The sequence below is a fragment of the Streptomyces sp. NPDC096193 genome (assembly GCF_040302905.1).
Lineage (GTDB): Bacteria > Actinomycetota > Actinomycetes > Streptomycetales > Streptomycetaceae > Streptomyces.
The window spans coordinates 40,705-54,851 of record NZ_JBEOSJ010000007.1 but is presented as its reverse complement, the minus strand read 5'-3'; the positions used below and the strand labels follow the sequence as shown (position 1 = coordinate 54,851).

14 protein-coding genes and 1 tRNA gene are annotated in these 14,147 nt (G+C 70.2%); 5 read left to right on the top strand and 10 right to left on the bottom strand.

Translation table 11 applies throughout. The features are described 5' to 3' along the window. Window positions 1–50: 50 nt before the first annotated feature. On the bottom strand, window positions 51–821 hold the full coding sequence (locus ABTX78_RS13250) for an ABC transporter ATP-binding protein (RefSeq protein WP_352206899.1): 771 nt from the start codon (window positions 819–821) through the stop codon (window positions 51–53). 402 nt (window positions 822–1,223) lie between these two features. Here ABTX78_RS13250 and ABTX78_RS13245 point away from each other — a divergent pair. Together ABTX78_RS13245 and ABTX78_RS13240 are read left to right on the top strand one after the other, a co-directional pair. After that, a tRNA-Leu gene (locus ABTX78_RS13245) sits at window positions 1,224–1,306 on the top strand. Between the two features lie 185 nt (window positions 1,307–1,491). Then, window positions 1,492–2,382 carry a Bax inhibitor-1/YccA family protein gene (locus tag ABTX78_RS13240; RefSeq protein WP_352206898.1) on the top strand — a complete coding sequence of 297 codons (891 nt, stop codon included), beginning with the start codon at window positions 1,492–1,494 and terminating at the stop codon, window positions 2,380–2,382. A gap of 60 nt (window positions 2,383–2,442) precedes the next feature. Here ABTX78_RS13240 and ABTX78_RS13235 read toward each other — a convergent pair whose 3' ends face one another. Then, entirely contained in the window at window positions 2,443–2,673 is a 231-nt protein-coding gene (locus ABTX78_RS13235; RefSeq protein ID WP_266546138.1) for a DUF4287 domain-containing protein, read from the bottom strand. 99 nt (window positions 2,674–2,772) lie between these two features. On the opposite strand from ABTX78_RS13235, the gene ABTX78_RS13230 reads away from it, so the two are divergent. Further along, window positions 2,773–3,099 (top strand): hypothetical protein, encoded by a 327-nt coding sequence (locus ABTX78_RS13230; protein ID WP_352206897.1) that lies wholly within the window; start codon window positions 2,773–2,775, stop codon window positions 3,097–3,099. Window positions 3,100–3,201: 102 nt separating this feature from the next. Here ABTX78_RS13230 and ABTX78_RS13225 read toward each other — a convergent pair whose 3' ends face one another. From ABTX78_RS13225 to ABTX78_RS13215, 3 genes are all read right to left on the bottom strand, one after another. After that, the gene (locus ABTX78_RS13225) at window positions 3,202–4,044 is read right to left on the bottom strand and encodes a hypothetical protein (protein WP_352207064.1); all 843 of its coding nucleotides are present in this window, start codon (window positions 4,042–4,044) and stop codon (window positions 3,202–3,204) included. A 547-nt stretch (window positions 4,045–4,591) separates the two neighbouring features. Continuing rightward, a complete protein-coding gene (locus ABTX78_RS13220; RefSeq protein ID WP_352206896.1) occupies window positions 4,592–5,812 on the bottom strand; it encodes an acetyl-CoA C-acetyltransferase in 1,221 nt (406 codons plus the stop codon). Window positions 5,813–5,998: 186 nt separating this feature from the next. Further along, on the bottom strand, window positions 5,999–6,994 hold the full coding sequence (locus ABTX78_RS13215; protein WP_352207063.1) for an SGNH/GDSL hydrolase family protein: 996 nt from the start codon (window positions 6,992–6,994) through the stop codon (window positions 5,999–6,001). Between the two features lie 134 nt (window positions 6,995–7,128). Here ABTX78_RS13215 and ABTX78_RS13210 point away from each other — a divergent pair, with 134 nt between their 5' ends. Further along, window positions 7,129–8,517, top strand: coding sequence for a cystathionine beta-synthase (locus ABTX78_RS13210; protein WP_352206895.1), 1,389 nt, complete (start codon window positions 7,129–7,131; stop codon window positions 8,515–8,517). Between the two features lie 346 nt (window positions 8,518–8,863). Here the strand turns inward: ABTX78_RS13210 and ABTX78_RS13205 are convergent, their stop codons facing one another. Beyond that, on the bottom strand, window positions 8,864–9,694 hold the full coding sequence (locus ABTX78_RS13205; protein WP_352206894.1) for a helix-turn-helix transcriptional regulator: 831 nt from the start codon (window positions 9,692–9,694) through the stop codon (window positions 8,864–8,866). Window positions 9,695–9,851: 157 nt separating this feature from the next. Between ABTX78_RS13205 and ABTX78_RS13200 the strand changes: the two genes are divergently transcribed. Then, on the top strand, window positions 9,852–10,610 hold the full coding sequence (locus ABTX78_RS13200; RefSeq protein WP_352206893.1) for an SDR family oxidoreductase: 759 nt from the start codon (window positions 9,852–9,854) through the stop codon (window positions 10,608–10,610). 33 nt (window positions 10,611–10,643) lie between these two features. Here ABTX78_RS13200 and ABTX78_RS13195 read toward each other — a convergent pair whose 3' ends face one another. The 4 genes from ABTX78_RS13195 to ABTX78_RS13180 are packed head-to-tail and all read right to left on the bottom strand — an operon-like array spanning window position 10,644 to window position 14,146. After that, complete coding sequence (locus ABTX78_RS13195; RefSeq protein ID WP_352206892.1) at window positions 10,644–11,072, bottom strand: hypothetical protein; 429 nt, start codon at window positions 11,070–11,072, stop codon at window positions 10,644–10,646. Between the two features lie 11 nt (window positions 11,073–11,083). Then, a complete protein-coding gene (locus ABTX78_RS13190; RefSeq protein WP_352206891.1) occupies window positions 11,084–12,529 on the bottom strand; it encodes a purine-cytosine permease family protein in 1,446 nt (481 codons plus the stop codon). A gap of 3 nt (window positions 12,530–12,532) precedes the next feature. Then, window positions 12,533–13,474, bottom strand: a complete 942-nt coding sequence (locus ABTX78_RS13185; RefSeq protein WP_352206890.1) for an ABC transporter substrate-binding protein — start codon at window positions 13,472–13,474, stop codon at window positions 12,533–12,535. 9 nt (window positions 13,475–13,483) lie between these two features. Next, entirely contained in the window at window positions 13,484–14,146 is a 663-nt protein-coding gene (locus ABTX78_RS13180) for an ABC transporter permease (protein ID WP_313945916.1), read from the bottom strand. Window position 14,147 lies beyond the last annotated feature (1 nt).

Here is a 14,147-nt window from a genome sequence, read left to right as displayed (position 1 = left end):
GTCTTAGTCAGTCCTGTGTGAGAGCCGGAGGTCGACGGATCGGCGGATGGTCAGCTGGTCCGGCCCTTGGCGTCGAATTCCTTCATGCGGTCGAGGACGCCGTCCGCGGAGGGGTGGATCATCTCGTCGACGATCCGGCCGTCCGCGAGGAAGATCACCCGGTCGGCGTAGGAGGCGGCCACCGGGTCGTGGGTGACCATCACGACGGTCTGGCCGAGTTCGCGTACGGAGTTGCGCAGGAAGCCCAGCACCTCGGCGCCGGAGCGGGAGTCCAGGTTTCCGGTCGGCTCGTCGCCGAAGATGATCTCCGGCTGGGAGGCCAGGGCGCGGGCGACGGCGACGCGCTGCTGCTGACCGCCGGAGAGCTGGGTCGGGCGGTGCCCGAGACGGTCGTGCAGGCCCACCATGTCGATGACGTTCTGGAGCCACTTCTTGTCCGGCTTGCGGCCCGCGATGTCCATGGGGAGCGTGATGTTCTCGAGCGCGGTCAGCGTCGGGAGCAGGTTGAACGCCTGGAAGATGAAGCCGATCTTGTCGCGGCGCAACTGGGTGAGCTGCTTGTCCTTGAGCGTGCCGAGTTCGATGTCGCCGATGCGCACGGATCCGGAACTGAAGGTGTCGAGACCGGCCACGCAGTGCATCAGCGTGGACTTGCCGGAGCCCGAGGGGCCCATGATCGCGGTGAACTGCGCCTGCTGGAAGTCGACGGTGACCCGGTCGAGCGCGACCACCTGGGTCTCGCCCTGGCCGTACACCTTGGACAGGTCCGTGGCGCGGGCGGCCACGGCGGTGGCGCGGTGAGCGATGGGCGTGGTGGTCACGAGGAGGGCTCCTGTCACAGGGGGTGAGCATCGGGGACCACCCCATCGTGTCTGCCCCGCGGCCGCGGATCGTCAGTCCCCGTGCCCGTTCCCGGGGCCCCCTTGGGTCGGACCACGCACTGCGCGCCTCCTCCTTTGGTATGACGGTGCCCCTGAGAGGGGGGCCGGTGGCGCGGGGTGGCGTGAGGGGTCGCCGGCGGACGGGCCGAGGCGGCGAGTTTCCGTCAATCCCATGGGGGTGCGGTGGCGCCGGACTGTCGGGATCGCTGCCCCGGCACGCCATCTGACCTGGGCTGACGCACCCTCAGGAGGCAATGGAACAAGACAACATCGGGCCACGGCCGGCCGGACACGTCGATCTACCCGGATAGGCTCCTGTGCTTACGCGGAGCCGCGCGCCTGGCCCGGATGGTGGAATGCAGACACGGCGAGCTTAAACCTCGCTGCCCTTCGCGGGCGTGCCGGTTCAAGTCCGGCTCCGGGCACTCATACGCCCGGTTACCCGCTCAAAATCGTTGAAAACCCAAGTGTCGGACGTCACGGAGACCCGGTCGGCAGGCCCCGGCCGGTCACGATCGTGGAAAGATCCTCCCCGAGCACTAGGGTGCTTCTTTTGCTCGCGCATTACTCTTGACTTCAAGGCCGCGCTGGGCGGCCATGAAGGAGTGAGATGAGGAGCAGCAACCCGGTCTTCTCGCGACGGGGGTTCAGCCGTGACAGCGGCTACGCCGGCTTCAACGCGCAGCAGCCGCAGGCCGGGGGCCCCGCCGTAGGAAACAACCCCTACGCCCAGGGCACCGGCACCCCGTACGCGACCAACCCGTACGCCCCGGCCGACACCCAGACCGGTGCCGGACCGCAGGCGCCCGCGCGCCCCGATGTGATGACCATCGACGATGTCGTCTCGCGCACCGCGATGACGCTCGGCACCGTCGTCATCACCGCCGTTCTCTCCTGGGTCCTCCTGCCGGTCGACCAGGCCAACATCGGCAAGTCGTACGGCATCGCGATCGGCGCGGCCCTCGTGGCTCTCGTCCTGGCGCTCGTCCAGGCCTTCAAGCGCAAGCCGGTGCCGGCGGTCATCCTGGCCTACGCCGCGTTCGAGGGTGTCTTCCTCGGCGTGATCTCCAATGTGGTCAGCACCTACATCAGCCCCGGTGTGGTCGTCCAGGCCGTCCTCGGCACCATGTGTGTCTTCGCCGGTGTCCTGTTCGCCTACAAGATGCGCTGGATCCGTGTCACGCGCCGTTTCTACGGCTTCGTGATGGCGGCCGCCATGGGCTTCCTGCTCCTGATGGTGGCCAACCTGCTGTTCTCCGTCTTCGGCGGCGGTGACGGCCTCGGCTTCCGCAGCGGCGGCCTCGGCATCCTGTTCGGTGTGATCGGCATCATCCTCGGTGCCTGCTTCCTCGCCCTCGACTTCAAGCAGGTCGAGGACGGCGTGGCGTACGGCGCTCCGCGCGAGGAGTCGTGGCTGGCGGCCTTCGGCCTCACCCTGACCCTGGTGTGGATCTACCTGGAGATGCTGCGTGTGCTGTCGATCCTGCAGGGGAACGACTAGCCGACCACGCAATGACGAAGGGCCCGCAGGCAATGCCTGCGGGCCCTTCGGCGTCGAGACCTAGAGCAGTTTGCGCGCGGCGCGCCTCAGGTCGTACTCGTGGATGATCGCTTTGGCATGTCCGTACGCGAGGTCGTGTTCGCTCCGGAGCCAGCTCACCTTCTCCTCGAAGCGGAAGAGGGAAGGGCCTTCGTCGACGGCGCGGAGCCAGTCGGAGATCTCACGACCGGTGCAATGAGGGATTCGGGAGAGCAGATTTCGATGGGTCTCTTCGGAGAAGACTTGGGACATCGGCGCCTCCGGACGCGTTGCGCGTGTGCTCCTTCACGCCACCGTGCCTGAGTGTTCGCGTATTGGCAACAGTCCGTGGGGTGCACATAGGGTCGAACCGTGCTGGATACGAGTGAGCTGACCGACGCCGTGGACCGCTTCGCCGACCGTCTGCGGGCCGCTCCGCAGAGCCGTCTGCAGCGGGGCGCCGCGGCTGAAGGGCTGGACCTGGCCAGGGAGTTGGCCCGGCTGGCCCAGCGCATCGAGGCCCCGGAGACGGAGCCCGCGATCATGCCGGACGCGGGCATCTTCGCAGTTGCGGATCAACTGATGGTGGCCGGAACGGATTTGGCCGAAGCGTTGCGGACGGCCCCGTCCCGTTCCGCGGCGGAGGTGGGCGAGGCCGTGACTCTGGTACAGGCGGCCGAGGGGCGGGCCGGGTTCTAGGTCCGGCCGGGCTCTCTCGGCCCCGGGGACCGCTGAGGGGGCCTCCGGGGGAGGGGGACCGCCGGTGAGGCCCCGGAGGGGCCCGCAGGGCCCCGGGGAGCCTCAGAGAGAGGCGATGACGCGGTCGGCGAGGATGTAGACCGTCTCCTCGCCGCACTCGAAGGTGAGGGCGTACGCCCCCGAGATGCTGGAGCCGCCGAGCAGGACCGGGGTGTCGCCGGTCCGCAGGGCCTCGGCGAGGTGCTCGGCGGTCTCGCGGTGGCCCGGGGTCATGCAGAGCGTGGTGCCGTCGGCGAAGACGTACACGTCGAGCGTGCCGAGCGGGCCGGGCCGGACGTCGGCGAGCTCGGTGCGGTTCTCGGCGAGCTCCTCCAGCCGGGAGACCGTGCGCTCGTGGTCGGTGACGACCGGCGTCTGGACCGGAACGAAGTCCGGGTGCGAGGGGTGGCGGCGGCGCGCCGCGGCCAGCTCGGGGGAATCCTCGGCGAACTCGGTGACCTCGGGGAGGTCCGCCATGTCGTCGAACGCCTCGACGGCCTCGAAGTCCATGGCCTCCAGGCCCACGAAGTCCGACTGGCGCGGAACGTAGAACGGGAGTTCGTCCCCGGGTGCCGCCAGACCGCCCAGCAGGGTCACCGGGGCCTCACCGATGAGACGCGGGGAGGCGTCCGTGGCGTCGCGGGACTCCTGCGCGGCCCAGAACGCGCGTGCCTCGGCGAGCTCGCGCTCCCGCTCCTCGGCCAGCGCCTCGGCGACGGCCTCGCGTATCTCGGCGGCGGGGGTGGGGCGGGCCTGCGGCACGGAGACCCTCGGCCCGGTGCCGTGCACCTCGGCCAGCTCGCTGCGCAGGGCGGTGACCTGCTTGCGGAGCCCGTGGGCGGCGTGCAGGGCTGCGGCACCCACAGCCGTCGCGGCGGCCGTGGTCAGCAGCAGGGCAAAAGACATGGCGCTCACTGACATACTCCCGGTTCCATCGATACCCCCGACTTCCTACCTCAGCTTGCGGTGAGCCCGCGCCCCCTGTCAGTGCATTACGTCACGAAATGGACAGGACTTTGGGCCTGGTGTTTAGCGGGATAACCACTGTGACCTGGGGGAACGATGCTCCCCCAGGAGATAGGTCACATCCTGGGGGAGTTTCGGTCACGACTTGAGCTCTGAGGAGCCCGAAAACCTGTCCGGAGGCTCATCCTCACGGGCTGCGGGGGCAGGTCAGGGGGGCCGGCTCGGCTCAGCCGCACTGCTTGCTTGCTCGCGCTGGGCTTCGCCTCCGTGCGGGCAGGTGCGACTACAGCTCAGCCGCACTGCTTGCTTGCTCGCGCTGGGCTTCGCCTCCGCTGCGGGCAGGTGCCGCCCTCGTACCTCGGGCGACCCCTACCCTCCGCTACGGCTCAGCTCAGCCGCACTGTTCACTCGCTCGCGCTGGGCTTCGCCTCCGCTGCGGGCAGGTGCCGCCCTCGTACCTCGGGCGACCCCTACCCTCCGCTACGGCTCAGCTCAGCCGCTCGATGACCATCGCCATGCCCTGGCCGCCGCCCACGCACATCGTCTCCAGGCCGAACTGCTTGTCGTGGAACTGGAGGCTGTTGATCAGCGTGCCCGTGATGCGCGCGCCCGTCATGCCGAAGGGGTGGCCGACCGCGATCGCGCCGCCGTTGACGTTGACCTTCTCCAGCGGGATGCCCAGGTCCCGGTACGACGGGATGACCTGCGCGGCGAACGCCTCGTTGATCTCGACCAGGTCGATGTCCCCAACGGTCAGGCCGGCCCGCTTCAGCGCCTGGCTGGACGCCTCGACCGGGCCGTAACCCATGATCTCGGGGGACAGGCCGGAGACGCCGGTGGAGACGATCCGCGCCAGCGGGGTCAGACCCAGCTCGCGGGCCTTGGTGTCGCTCATGATGACCAGCGCCGCGGCGCCGTCGTTCAGCGGGCAGCAGTTGCCCGCGGTGACCATGCCGTCGGGGCGGAAGACCGGCTTGAGGCCCTCGACGCCTTCCAGCGTGACACCGGCGCGCGGGCCGTCGTCCGTGCTGACGACCGTGCCGTCCGGAGTGGTGACCGGGGTGATCTCGCGCTCCCAGAAGCCCTTCTCGAGGGCTTCCTCGGCGAGGTTCTGGGACCGGACCCCGAACTCGTCCATGTCCTGACGGGTCACGCCCTTGAGGCGCGCCAGGTTCTCGGCGGTCTGGCCCATCGCGATGTACGCGTCGGGGACGAGACCGTCCTCGCGGGGGTCGTGCCAGTCCGCGGCGCCCTTCTCGGCGACGGAGGCGGTACGGGCCTCGGCCTCGGCGAACAGCGGGTTGTGCGTGTCCGGCAGGCTGTCGGAGTTGCCCTTGACGAAGCGGGACACCATCTCGACGCCGGCCGAGATGAAGACGTCGCCCTCGCCGGCCTTGATGGCGTGCAGCGCCATGCGCGAGGTCTGGAGGGACGACGAGCAGTAACGGGTGACGGTGCAGCCGGGGAGGTGGTCCATCCCCATCTGCACGGCGATGATGCGGCCCAGGTTGTGGCCCTGCTCGCCGCCGGGCAGACCGCAGCCGAGCATCAGGTCGTCGATGTCCCGGGGGTCCAGCTCGGGCACCTTGGACAGGGCGGTCTGGATGATCGTCGCGGTGAGGTCGTCCGGCCGCAGATCCTTGAGCGAGCCCTTGAAGGCCCGTCCGATGGGGGAGCGGGCGGCGGAAACGATGACGGCTTCGGGCATCACGGCTCCAGGAGGAGTGCGGGTGGCGGACTGCTTGGAAGTTACTAGGAGGTACGGGCCGGGTCACGGGTGAGCCGGTGTGACGGTCGCCTCAATTCTAAGCGAGCGCTCACTTTTCGGGATACCCCGCTGGAAGCCGGGCCACCACTCGCGCCTCTGCAACCCGCGATCCCCTGATGGCGCGTCCTACTGCCGTGATCGGGACGGCGACGGGCTCGGTTCCGCCGCCGCGGCCGTGGACGGCAGCCGCCGGCGCCTGCGGTGCTTGAGCAGAGCCCAGGGCCCGCGTGCGCCCGTGACCTCGGTGCCCGCCTCCTTCGCCGCCGTCGCCGCGGCCTTCGCCACCGGGAGCATGCCCTCGTCGCGGTCCGCCTCCGGGCGGTCCGACTCCGGCCACACGCCCAGCACCGCGCACAGCGTCGGGAGCATCGCCATCGCCGCCGTCGCGTAGCCCTCCGCCGAGGGGTGGTAGTTGTCCGCGCCGAACATCTCGCGCGGGTTCGCGGCGAACTCCGGGCCCAGCAGGTCGCCCAGCGACACCGTGCGTCCGCCCTGCTCCACCACCACGATGGTCTGCGCGGCCGCCAGCTGGCGCGAGACCCTGCGGGCCAGCCAGCGCAGCGGCTGGTAGACCGGCTCGATGGTGCCGAGATCCGGGCACGTGCCGACCACCACCTCCGCCCCTGCCGTACTCAGTCTCCGCACCGCGGAGGACAGATGGCGGACGGACTCCGTGGGCGGCATCCGGTGGGTGACGTCGTTGGCGCCGATCATGATCACGCAGACGTCCGGCAGCCGGGACCTGTCCTCCAGCAACACCGTGACCTGGCGGTCCAGATCGTCCGACTGGGCGCCCGGCAGTGCGACGTTGCACACCTCCACGGGGCGCTCCGCCACCGCGGCGAGCCCGGACGCGAGCAGCGCCCCCGGGGTCTGGCCCGCCCGGCGCACCCCCTGGCCGGCCGCTGTGGAGTCGCCCAGCACGCCGAGGAGCAGCGGATCGTTGTGCCCGAAGGCGAGCCCGTACAGTCCGTCGCCGCGCGGGGGCATCGGGGCGATGCCCCCGCCCACCGAGCGCTTGGCCAGCTGGACCTCCGCGAGCACGACTCCCACGGCCGCCGCTCCGAGCAGGCCGATGCTGCCTCCGCCGTACGCCGCGCCTGCCGCGATCCGCCGTGCCACCCTCGCCCTCGACACCGAGCCACCTCCTCTCCTCGTCGCCTGTCATCAGCTAACTGCCCCGTAGCGGCCGTCGCCCAATCCCGCGCCGGTCCGCATACCCTGGCCGCATCACTACGGAGATCCCGGAGAACATTGTGCGCATCCATCACTCGATGATCAGTCTTGTCGGCAATACCCCGCTGGTGAAGCTGAACAGCGTGACCGCGGGCATCCAGGCGACGGTCCTGGCCAAGGTCGAGTACTTCAACCCGGGCGGTTCGGTGAAGGACCGCATCGCCGTGCGCATGATCGAGGCGGCCGAGGAGAGCGGAGCACTTCAGCCCGGCGGCACGATCGTGGAGCCGACCAGTGGCAACACGGGTGTGGGCCTGGCGATCGTGGCCCAGCAGAAGGGCTACAAGTGCATCTTCGTCTGCCCGGACAAGGTGTCCACGGACAAGATCAACGTGCTCCGTGCGTACGGCGCCGAGGTCGTCGTCTGCCCCACCGCGGTCGACCCCGAGCACCCCGACTCGTACTACAACGTCTCCGACCGTCTGGTGCGGGAGACGCCGGGTGCCTGGAAGCCGGACCAGTACTCCAACCCGAACAACCCGCGCTCGCACTACGAGACGACCGGTCCCGAGCTCTGGGACCAGACGGACGGGAAGATCACCCATTTCGTCGCGGGCGTCGGCACCGGCGGCACCATCTCGGGCACCGGCCGCTACCTGAAGGAGGTCAGCGACAACGGTGTGCGGATCATCGGCGCGGACCCCGAGGGCTCGGTCTACTCGGGCGGCTCCGGGCGTCCGTATCTGACGGAGGGTGTCGGTGAGGACTTCTGGCCGACGGCGTACGACCGGACGGTGACCGACGAGATCGTCGCCGTGTCCGACAAGGACTCCTTCCAGATGACCCGCCGTCTCGCCAAGGAGGAGGGCCTGCTCGTCGGCGGTTCCTGCGGCATGGCGGTCGTCGCCGCGCTGCGCGTCGCGGAGGGCCTCGGCCCCGACGACGTGGTGGTCGTCCTGCTGCCGGACAGCGGCCGCGGCTATCTCTCCAAGATCTTCAACGACGAGTGGATGGCCGACTACGGCTTCCTGGAGGAAGCCGGCCACGCCGCGCGGGTCGCCGACGTGCTGCGGCACAAGGAAGGCGGCAAGATCCCCAGCCTGGTGCACATGCACCCGGAGGAGACCGTCGGCGAGGCCATCGAGGTGCTGCGCGAGTACGGCGTCTCGCAGATGCCGATCGTGAAGCCGGGCGCGGGCCACCCCGACGTGATGGCCGCCGAGGTCATCGGCTCGGTCGTGGAGCGCGAACTGCTGGCCGCGCTGTTCACCCAGCGTGCCGCGCTGAGCGACCCGCTGGAGAAGCACATGAGCGACCCGCTGCCGCAGGTCGGCTCGGGCGAGCCGGTCGGCGACCTGATGACCGTGCTCGGAGCCGCGGACGCCGCGATCGTGCTGGTCGAGGGCAAGCCGACGGGCGTGGTGAGCCGTCAGGACCTGCTGGCCTTCCTCGCGGGCGGCGGCAAGTAGCACCGCGGGGAAGGGGCTTCGCGCAAACGGTACGCGCACGTCACGTACGCGCAGCACCCGCTTAACACGCGTCCGTCAAAGTCATGGGTGTCGGCAGGGTTCCCGGGCAGGGGACCAGGCCGGCGCACAGGCGGCGTCGAAGAACTCCGGAGCGGCTCCCGGACTCCCAGACGCCCCGGACGCGGCGACCGGCCCTGACCCGGGACCGTGTCCCACGCGGGGACCGTCGTCGTCCCGCCCCCCGGCCCTGCCGGGGGTGAGGCGGTCCCCGCGAACACTCTTCCCGCGCACCCGCACCCACGTGGCACCGGCTTCCCGGGCACACGTCGGGGCCCGGCGGCCGCGCCTACTCGCGCAGCGAGGACGCCGTCCAGCTCGCCAGCACCGACAGACGCTCCGCCGTGGGTGAGCCGGGCTCCGGTGTGTAGACCACGAGCAGCTGATCCGGGTCGCCCGGCAGCGTGAGCGTCTCGTACGGCAGCGTCAGCTCGCCCACCAACGGATGCGAGATGCGCTTGACGCCATGGGTCTTCTCCTTGACCTGGTGGTCCGCCCACAGCCGCCGGAAGTGCTCGCTCTTCACCGACAACTCGCCGATCAGCGTGGCGAGTTCGCCGTCGTCGGGATGGCGGCCCGCGTCGAGGCGCAGATAGCCGACCACCTCGGCGGCCACCGCCTCCCATTCCGTGTACATCTCCCGCGTGGCCGGGTCCAGGAAGACCTGGCGGGGAACATTGCGCTCGCGCGGGCTCATGCCCGCGTAGCCGATCACCGCGTCACCGAGCGCGTTCCACGCGAGGACGTCCATACGGCGGCCGAAGACGAACGCGGGCGCGGCGGAGAGGGTGTCCAGCAGCAGCCGCAGCCCCGGGCGCACCCGCTGGGAGGGTGTCGGCGTGCTGCGCTTCTTCGGCCGGGCGACGTCCTTGAGGTGCGCCTGCTCGGTGGCGTCCAGCCGCAGCACCCGGGCGATCGAGTCCAGGACGGCGTCGGACACCATCGGACCGCGCCCCTGTTCCAGCCGGATGTAGTAGTCGACGCTGACGCCCGCGAGCTGCGCGACCTCTTCGCGGCGAAGGCCGGGCACACGCCTCCTGCCGTACGCGGTGAGACCGAGCTCCTCCGGCTGGATACGGGCGCGGCGCGAGCGCAGGAAGTCTCCGAGGTCACCGTCCATGCCTCAACGGTAGGACAGCGGCGGGCGCGGAGCCTGGTACTGGCAGACCCAGGAAGAGCGCAGCCCTGGGTGGAGGGACGGCCGGCGCGGAGAGTGGTGGATGTCCACCACCGGACGGGTCCCACCGGGACCCGCAGTCCGTACAGGAGCGAACGACATGACCTACGACAGCCTTTCCGGCCGCACTGCCGTCGTCACCGGGGCGGCCAGCGGCATCGGTGCCGCGACCGCCGTGCTGCTCGCCGCCCACGGCGCCCGGGTGGCGCTGCTGGCCCGCCGTACCGAGCGGCTCGGTGAACTGGCCGCGAAGATCACCGCCGACGGCGGCCGCGCGCTGGCCGTCACGGCCGATGTCACCGACGAGGAGTCGGTGGCCGCCGCCGTGCAGCGGATCCACAGCGCGTACGGTCCCGCCGACCTGCTCGTCAACGCCGCCGGTGTCATGCTGCCGAACCCCCTCGACGACGGCCGCGCCGACGAATGGCAGCGGATGATCGACACCAATGTGACCGGCGCGCTGCGGCTGATCAGGGCGTTCACCGGGGACCTGGTGGCCGCGGCCGCCGACGGCCGCAGCGCCGACCTGGTCAACATCTCCTCCATCGGCGCGCACGTCGTCTTCCCCAACTACGCGGTGTACGGGGCGACGAAGGCGGCGCTCACCCATCTCTCCCACTCGCTGCGCGCCGAACTCGGCCCGCGCGACGTACGCGTCACGAACGTCGAGCCCGGGTTCACCGAGTCGGAGCTGCGGGACCACATCGACAACCCGGAACTGACCGGGCAGCTGGACAGCATGCTGGACGCGGTCGGCTTGCTGACGTCCGAGGACGTCGCCGACCTCATCGCGTACACCACGAGCCGTCCGCGGCACGTCAATCTGCGGCAGGCGATCGTGCTGCCGACCCGGCAGTGAGGCCGTGGCCCGGCAGCACACGACCGCCGGGCCTCAGCCCTCCCAGTCGGAGGTCTTCTCCTGCGGGGTCCTGTGCCGCAGCCACGGCCAGCCCTTGGCGGCGTGGACGGCGTTGACGCCGACGATGCCGCCCCAGGCGACGATCAGGCCCGGCAGGTCGGCGTTGACGACGCCGATCGCCGAGAGCGGGATCGCGAGGATCATCGAGATGATCCCGAAGCCGAAGCGCTCGCCGAAGTTGGGGTCGGCGGGCTGCTGCGGCGGCCGGGTGCCGCGGGCGACCACCATCTGCTGCTCGGCGAGCTGCCGGCGCACACGGCGGTCCACCGTGCCGTCCAAGCGCTGTTCGACCTTCTCCAGGAAGGATTCGACGAGCGCTGAATCGTATTCTTCGCCCAGCTCACGGCGGGCGTGCAGGGTGGCGTCGAGCTCTTTTTCGAGCTCAGGGTCGCGGGCTTCCATGACCGGTTACGCTACGGGCGCCCGGCCGCCGCGTCAGTGGGGGTAGCCCCACTGTTTTCGGGTGGGGTTACCTGGGGGGCGAGGATCGTCCGATCCGGGATGTGCGCGGTGCGGCGGCGGGCGATCAGCCAGTACAGCAGCGCCGGCACCGCGAGCCCCACCATCCAGGAGATGTCCGCACCGCCCAGCGGCTCCACCAGCGGCCCGGTGTAGAAGTGCGTGACCAGGAACGGCAGTTGAGCCAGCAGGCCCACCCCGTACACGGCGAGGGCGTCCACGCGCCAGGCGCCGTACCGGCCGTGCGGATCGGCGAGAGCCGGGATGTCGTAGCGCTCGCGCGAGATCAGGTAGTAGTCGACCAGATTGATCGCCGACCAGGGGGTGAAGAAGGTCAGCAGGAAGAGCAGGAAGTCCTTGAACGAGGTGAGGAAGCTGTCCTTGCCGAGCAGCGCGACGACCGTGCCGGCGATCATGATGACCGCGATGTAGAGCGCCCGGCCGCGCGGCGACAGCGTCCTCTGGCCGCGGAAGCCGCTGATGCCGGTCACCATCGACATGAAGCCGCCGTAGGTGTTCAGCACATTGATCGTCAGCTTGCCGAGCGCGATCACGAAGTACAGGAACGAGGCGACCAGGCCGGTGCCGCCGAGGGCCACGACATAGCTGACCTGGCCCCCGAGGAAGGCTTCCCCGGCGGTCGCGGCGACCAGTACCCCGAAGATCATCGACCACTGCGAACCGATGGCCGAGCCGGACAGCGTCCACCAGAACGTGGCGCGGCCGCTGGTGTGCCGCGGCAGATAGCGGGAGTAGTCGGCCACGTACGGGCCGAAGGCCAGCTGCCAGGACGCCGAGAGCGAGACCGCCAGCAGGAACATCGGCAGATCGAAGGCCCGGTCGGCCAGCACCGTGCCGAGGTCGATCCGCTCCAGCAGCCGGATGCCGAGGTAGACGAAGGCGAGCGCGCACACGACGCTCGCGACCCGGCCGAGGACATGGATGACGCGGTAGCCGATCGCCGCCGTCACCGCGGTCACCACTGCGAAGATCACGATGCCGGGCGTCTCGCCGAGATGCGTGAGCTCGCCGACCGCCTGGCCGGCCAGCACGCTGCCGCTGGCGAAGAAGCCGACATACATCACGATCACCAGCAGCAGCGGGATGACCGCGCCCTTCACGCCGAACTGCGCCCGGGACTGGATCATCTGGGGCAGGCCGAGCCGCGGTCCCTGCGCCGAGTGCAGGGCCATCACCGCGCCGCCGAGCAGATTGCCCACCGCGAGGCCGACCACCGACCAGAAGGGACCGCCGCCGAAGACGACGGCGAGCGCGCCGGTGACCACGGCGGTGATCTGGAGGTTCGCGCCGAGCCAGAGAGTGAACTGGGAGAAGGCGGTGCCGTGCCGCTCGCTGTCGGGAACGACGTCGATGGACCGTACTTCGACGAGGCCTGCCATGGTTCAGCCGCCCTTCTTCGTGATTCCGTGCTGCCGGGCCCAGTCGTTCGCCACGTCCTCCGGGTCCTTCTTGTCCTTGTCCACCAGCCGGTTGAGCTCGGTGAGCTGCTCGGTCGTCAGGACGGCGCCGAGCCGGGCCAGCGCCTTGCGCACGCGCGAGTCCGCCTTGCGGTCGGCGATCAGCGGGACGACGTGCTGACCGGGGATCAGGTTCTTGGGGTCGGAGAGCACCACCCAGCCCTCGGCCTTGATGTCGGTGTCCGTGGTGAAGAGGTTGGCGACGTCGACATCGCCCTTCTTCAGCGCGCCCTTGACCAGCGGCCCGGAGGAGTCCAAGGACTTGAACTCCTTGAACTCCACGCCGTACATGTCCTTCAGACCGACGACGCCGACGACCCGCTTCTTGACCTCGGGGGCCGCGCCGATGACGAGTTCGCCGTTCTTCTTGGCGAGGTCGCCGAGGGACCTGAGCCCGTACTTCCGTGCCGTCTCACTGGTGACGGCGAAGGCGTCGGAGTCCTCGGCCAGGCCGTACGGGAGGATCTGGAGGCCCTGGGGGAGGGCGACGGCGAGCGCGTTCTGCATCTCGCCCTCTTCCGTGGCCGTGGCCTTGGGGTCGAGGTAGTGCAGCAGGGCGCCCTGGTACTCCGGCAGCAGATCGATGTCGCCGCCGCGCAGCGCGGGGATGAGGATCTCGCGGGTGCCGAGGTTGGGGCGGACGGTCGCCTTCACCCCGGCCGCCTTCAGGGCGGCGGCGTAGAGGAAGCCGAGTATCTGGTTCTCGGTGAAGTTGGCGGTGCCGATGGTGACACCGTCCTTGCTGGAGCCGCCGCCGGACAGCGAGCCGCCCTCACCTTCGAGCGAGGTGATGCCACTGCTGCACGACGCGAGCGCGGGGACGGATGCGGCGGCCAGCAGACCGCCGAGCAGGGTGCGTCGGTTCATGGGAAGTCCTTACGCGGGGCGGTTGCTGAAGAGGACGCGCTGGAGGCCGGCGAGCGCCAGGTCGAGCACGACGGCCACGACCGCGACGAGGACGGCTCCGCCGAGCACCTGGACGAGGTCGCGCTGGGCGAGGCCGTCGAAGACGTACCGGCCCAGTCCGCCGAAGCTGACGTACGCGGCGATGGTGGCCGTGGCGACCACCTGGATCAGGGCGAGCCGCAGCCCCGTCATGATCAGCGGCATCGCCAGCGGCACCTCCACCTGGAGCAGCACCTGGTGGCCGCGCATGCCCTGGCCGCGGGCGGCGTCCCGGACCTCGGGGTCGACCGCGGACATGCCGGCGTAGGTGTTGGTGACGATGGACGGGATCGCGAGGGCGACCAGCGCCACGTACACCGGGGTCATGGACAGGCCGCTGGCGAGGAAGACCAGCACCACGAGGCCGACGGTGGGCAGGGCCCGCCCGAACGAGGAGAGGTTGATGGCGAGGAACGCGCCGCGGCCCGTGTGCCCGATCAGCAGACCGACCGGCAGGGCGATCACGGCAGCGATGAGCGTCGCGAGCAGCGAGTACTGGAGGTGCTCGACGAGCCGGTGGGCGATCCCGTCGCTGCCGGACCACTGGGCGCCGCTGGTCAGCCAGGAGCCGAGGTCCTTGAAGAGCTCGTACATC

What these genes read in the sequence shown, in the direction of transcription:
- ABTX78_RS13220 (WP_352206896.1), bottom strand. Translation starts at nt 5,812, where the DNA reads ATGCCCGAAGCCGTCATCGTTTCCGCCGCCCGCTCCCCCATCGGACGG.
- ABTX78_RS13205 (WP_352206894.1), bottom strand. Translation starts at nt 9,694, where the DNA reads ATGGACGGTGACCTCGGAGACTTCCTGCGCTCGCGCCGCGCCCGTATC.
- ABTX78_RS13185 (WP_352206890.1), bottom strand. Translation starts at nt 13,474, where the DNA reads ATGAACCGACGCACCCTGCTCGGCGGTCTGCTGGCCGCCGCATCCGTC.
- ABTX78_RS13240 (WP_352206898.1), top strand. Translation starts at nt 1,492, where the DNA reads ATGAGGAGCAGCAACCCGGTCTTCTCGCGACGGGGGTTCAGCCGTGAC.
- ABTX78_RS13200 (WP_352206893.1), top strand. Translation starts at nt 9,852, where the DNA reads ATGACCTACGACAGCCTTTCCGGCCGCACTGCCGTCGTCACCGGGGCG.
- ABTX78_RS13225 (WP_352207064.1), bottom strand. Translation starts at nt 4,044, where the DNA reads ATGTCTTTTGCCCTGCTGCTGACCACGGCCGCCGCGACGGCTGTGGGT.
- ABTX78_RS13235 (WP_266546138.1), bottom strand. Translation starts at nt 2,673, where the DNA reads ATGTCCCAAGTCTTCTCCGAAGAGACCCATCGAAATCTGCTCTCCCGA.
- ABTX78_RS13180 (WP_313945916.1), bottom strand. Translation starts at nt 14,146, where the DNA reads ATGTACGAGCTCTTCAAGGACCTCGGCTCCTGGCTGACCAGCGGCGCC.
- ABTX78_RS13195 (WP_352206892.1), bottom strand. Translation starts at nt 11,072, where the DNA reads ATGGAAGCCCGCGACCCTGAGCTCGAAAAAGAGCTCGACGCCACCCTG.
- ABTX78_RS13190 (WP_352206891.1), bottom strand. Translation starts at nt 12,529, where the DNA reads ATGGCAGGCCTCGTCGAAGTACGGTCCATCGACGTCGTTCCCGACAGC.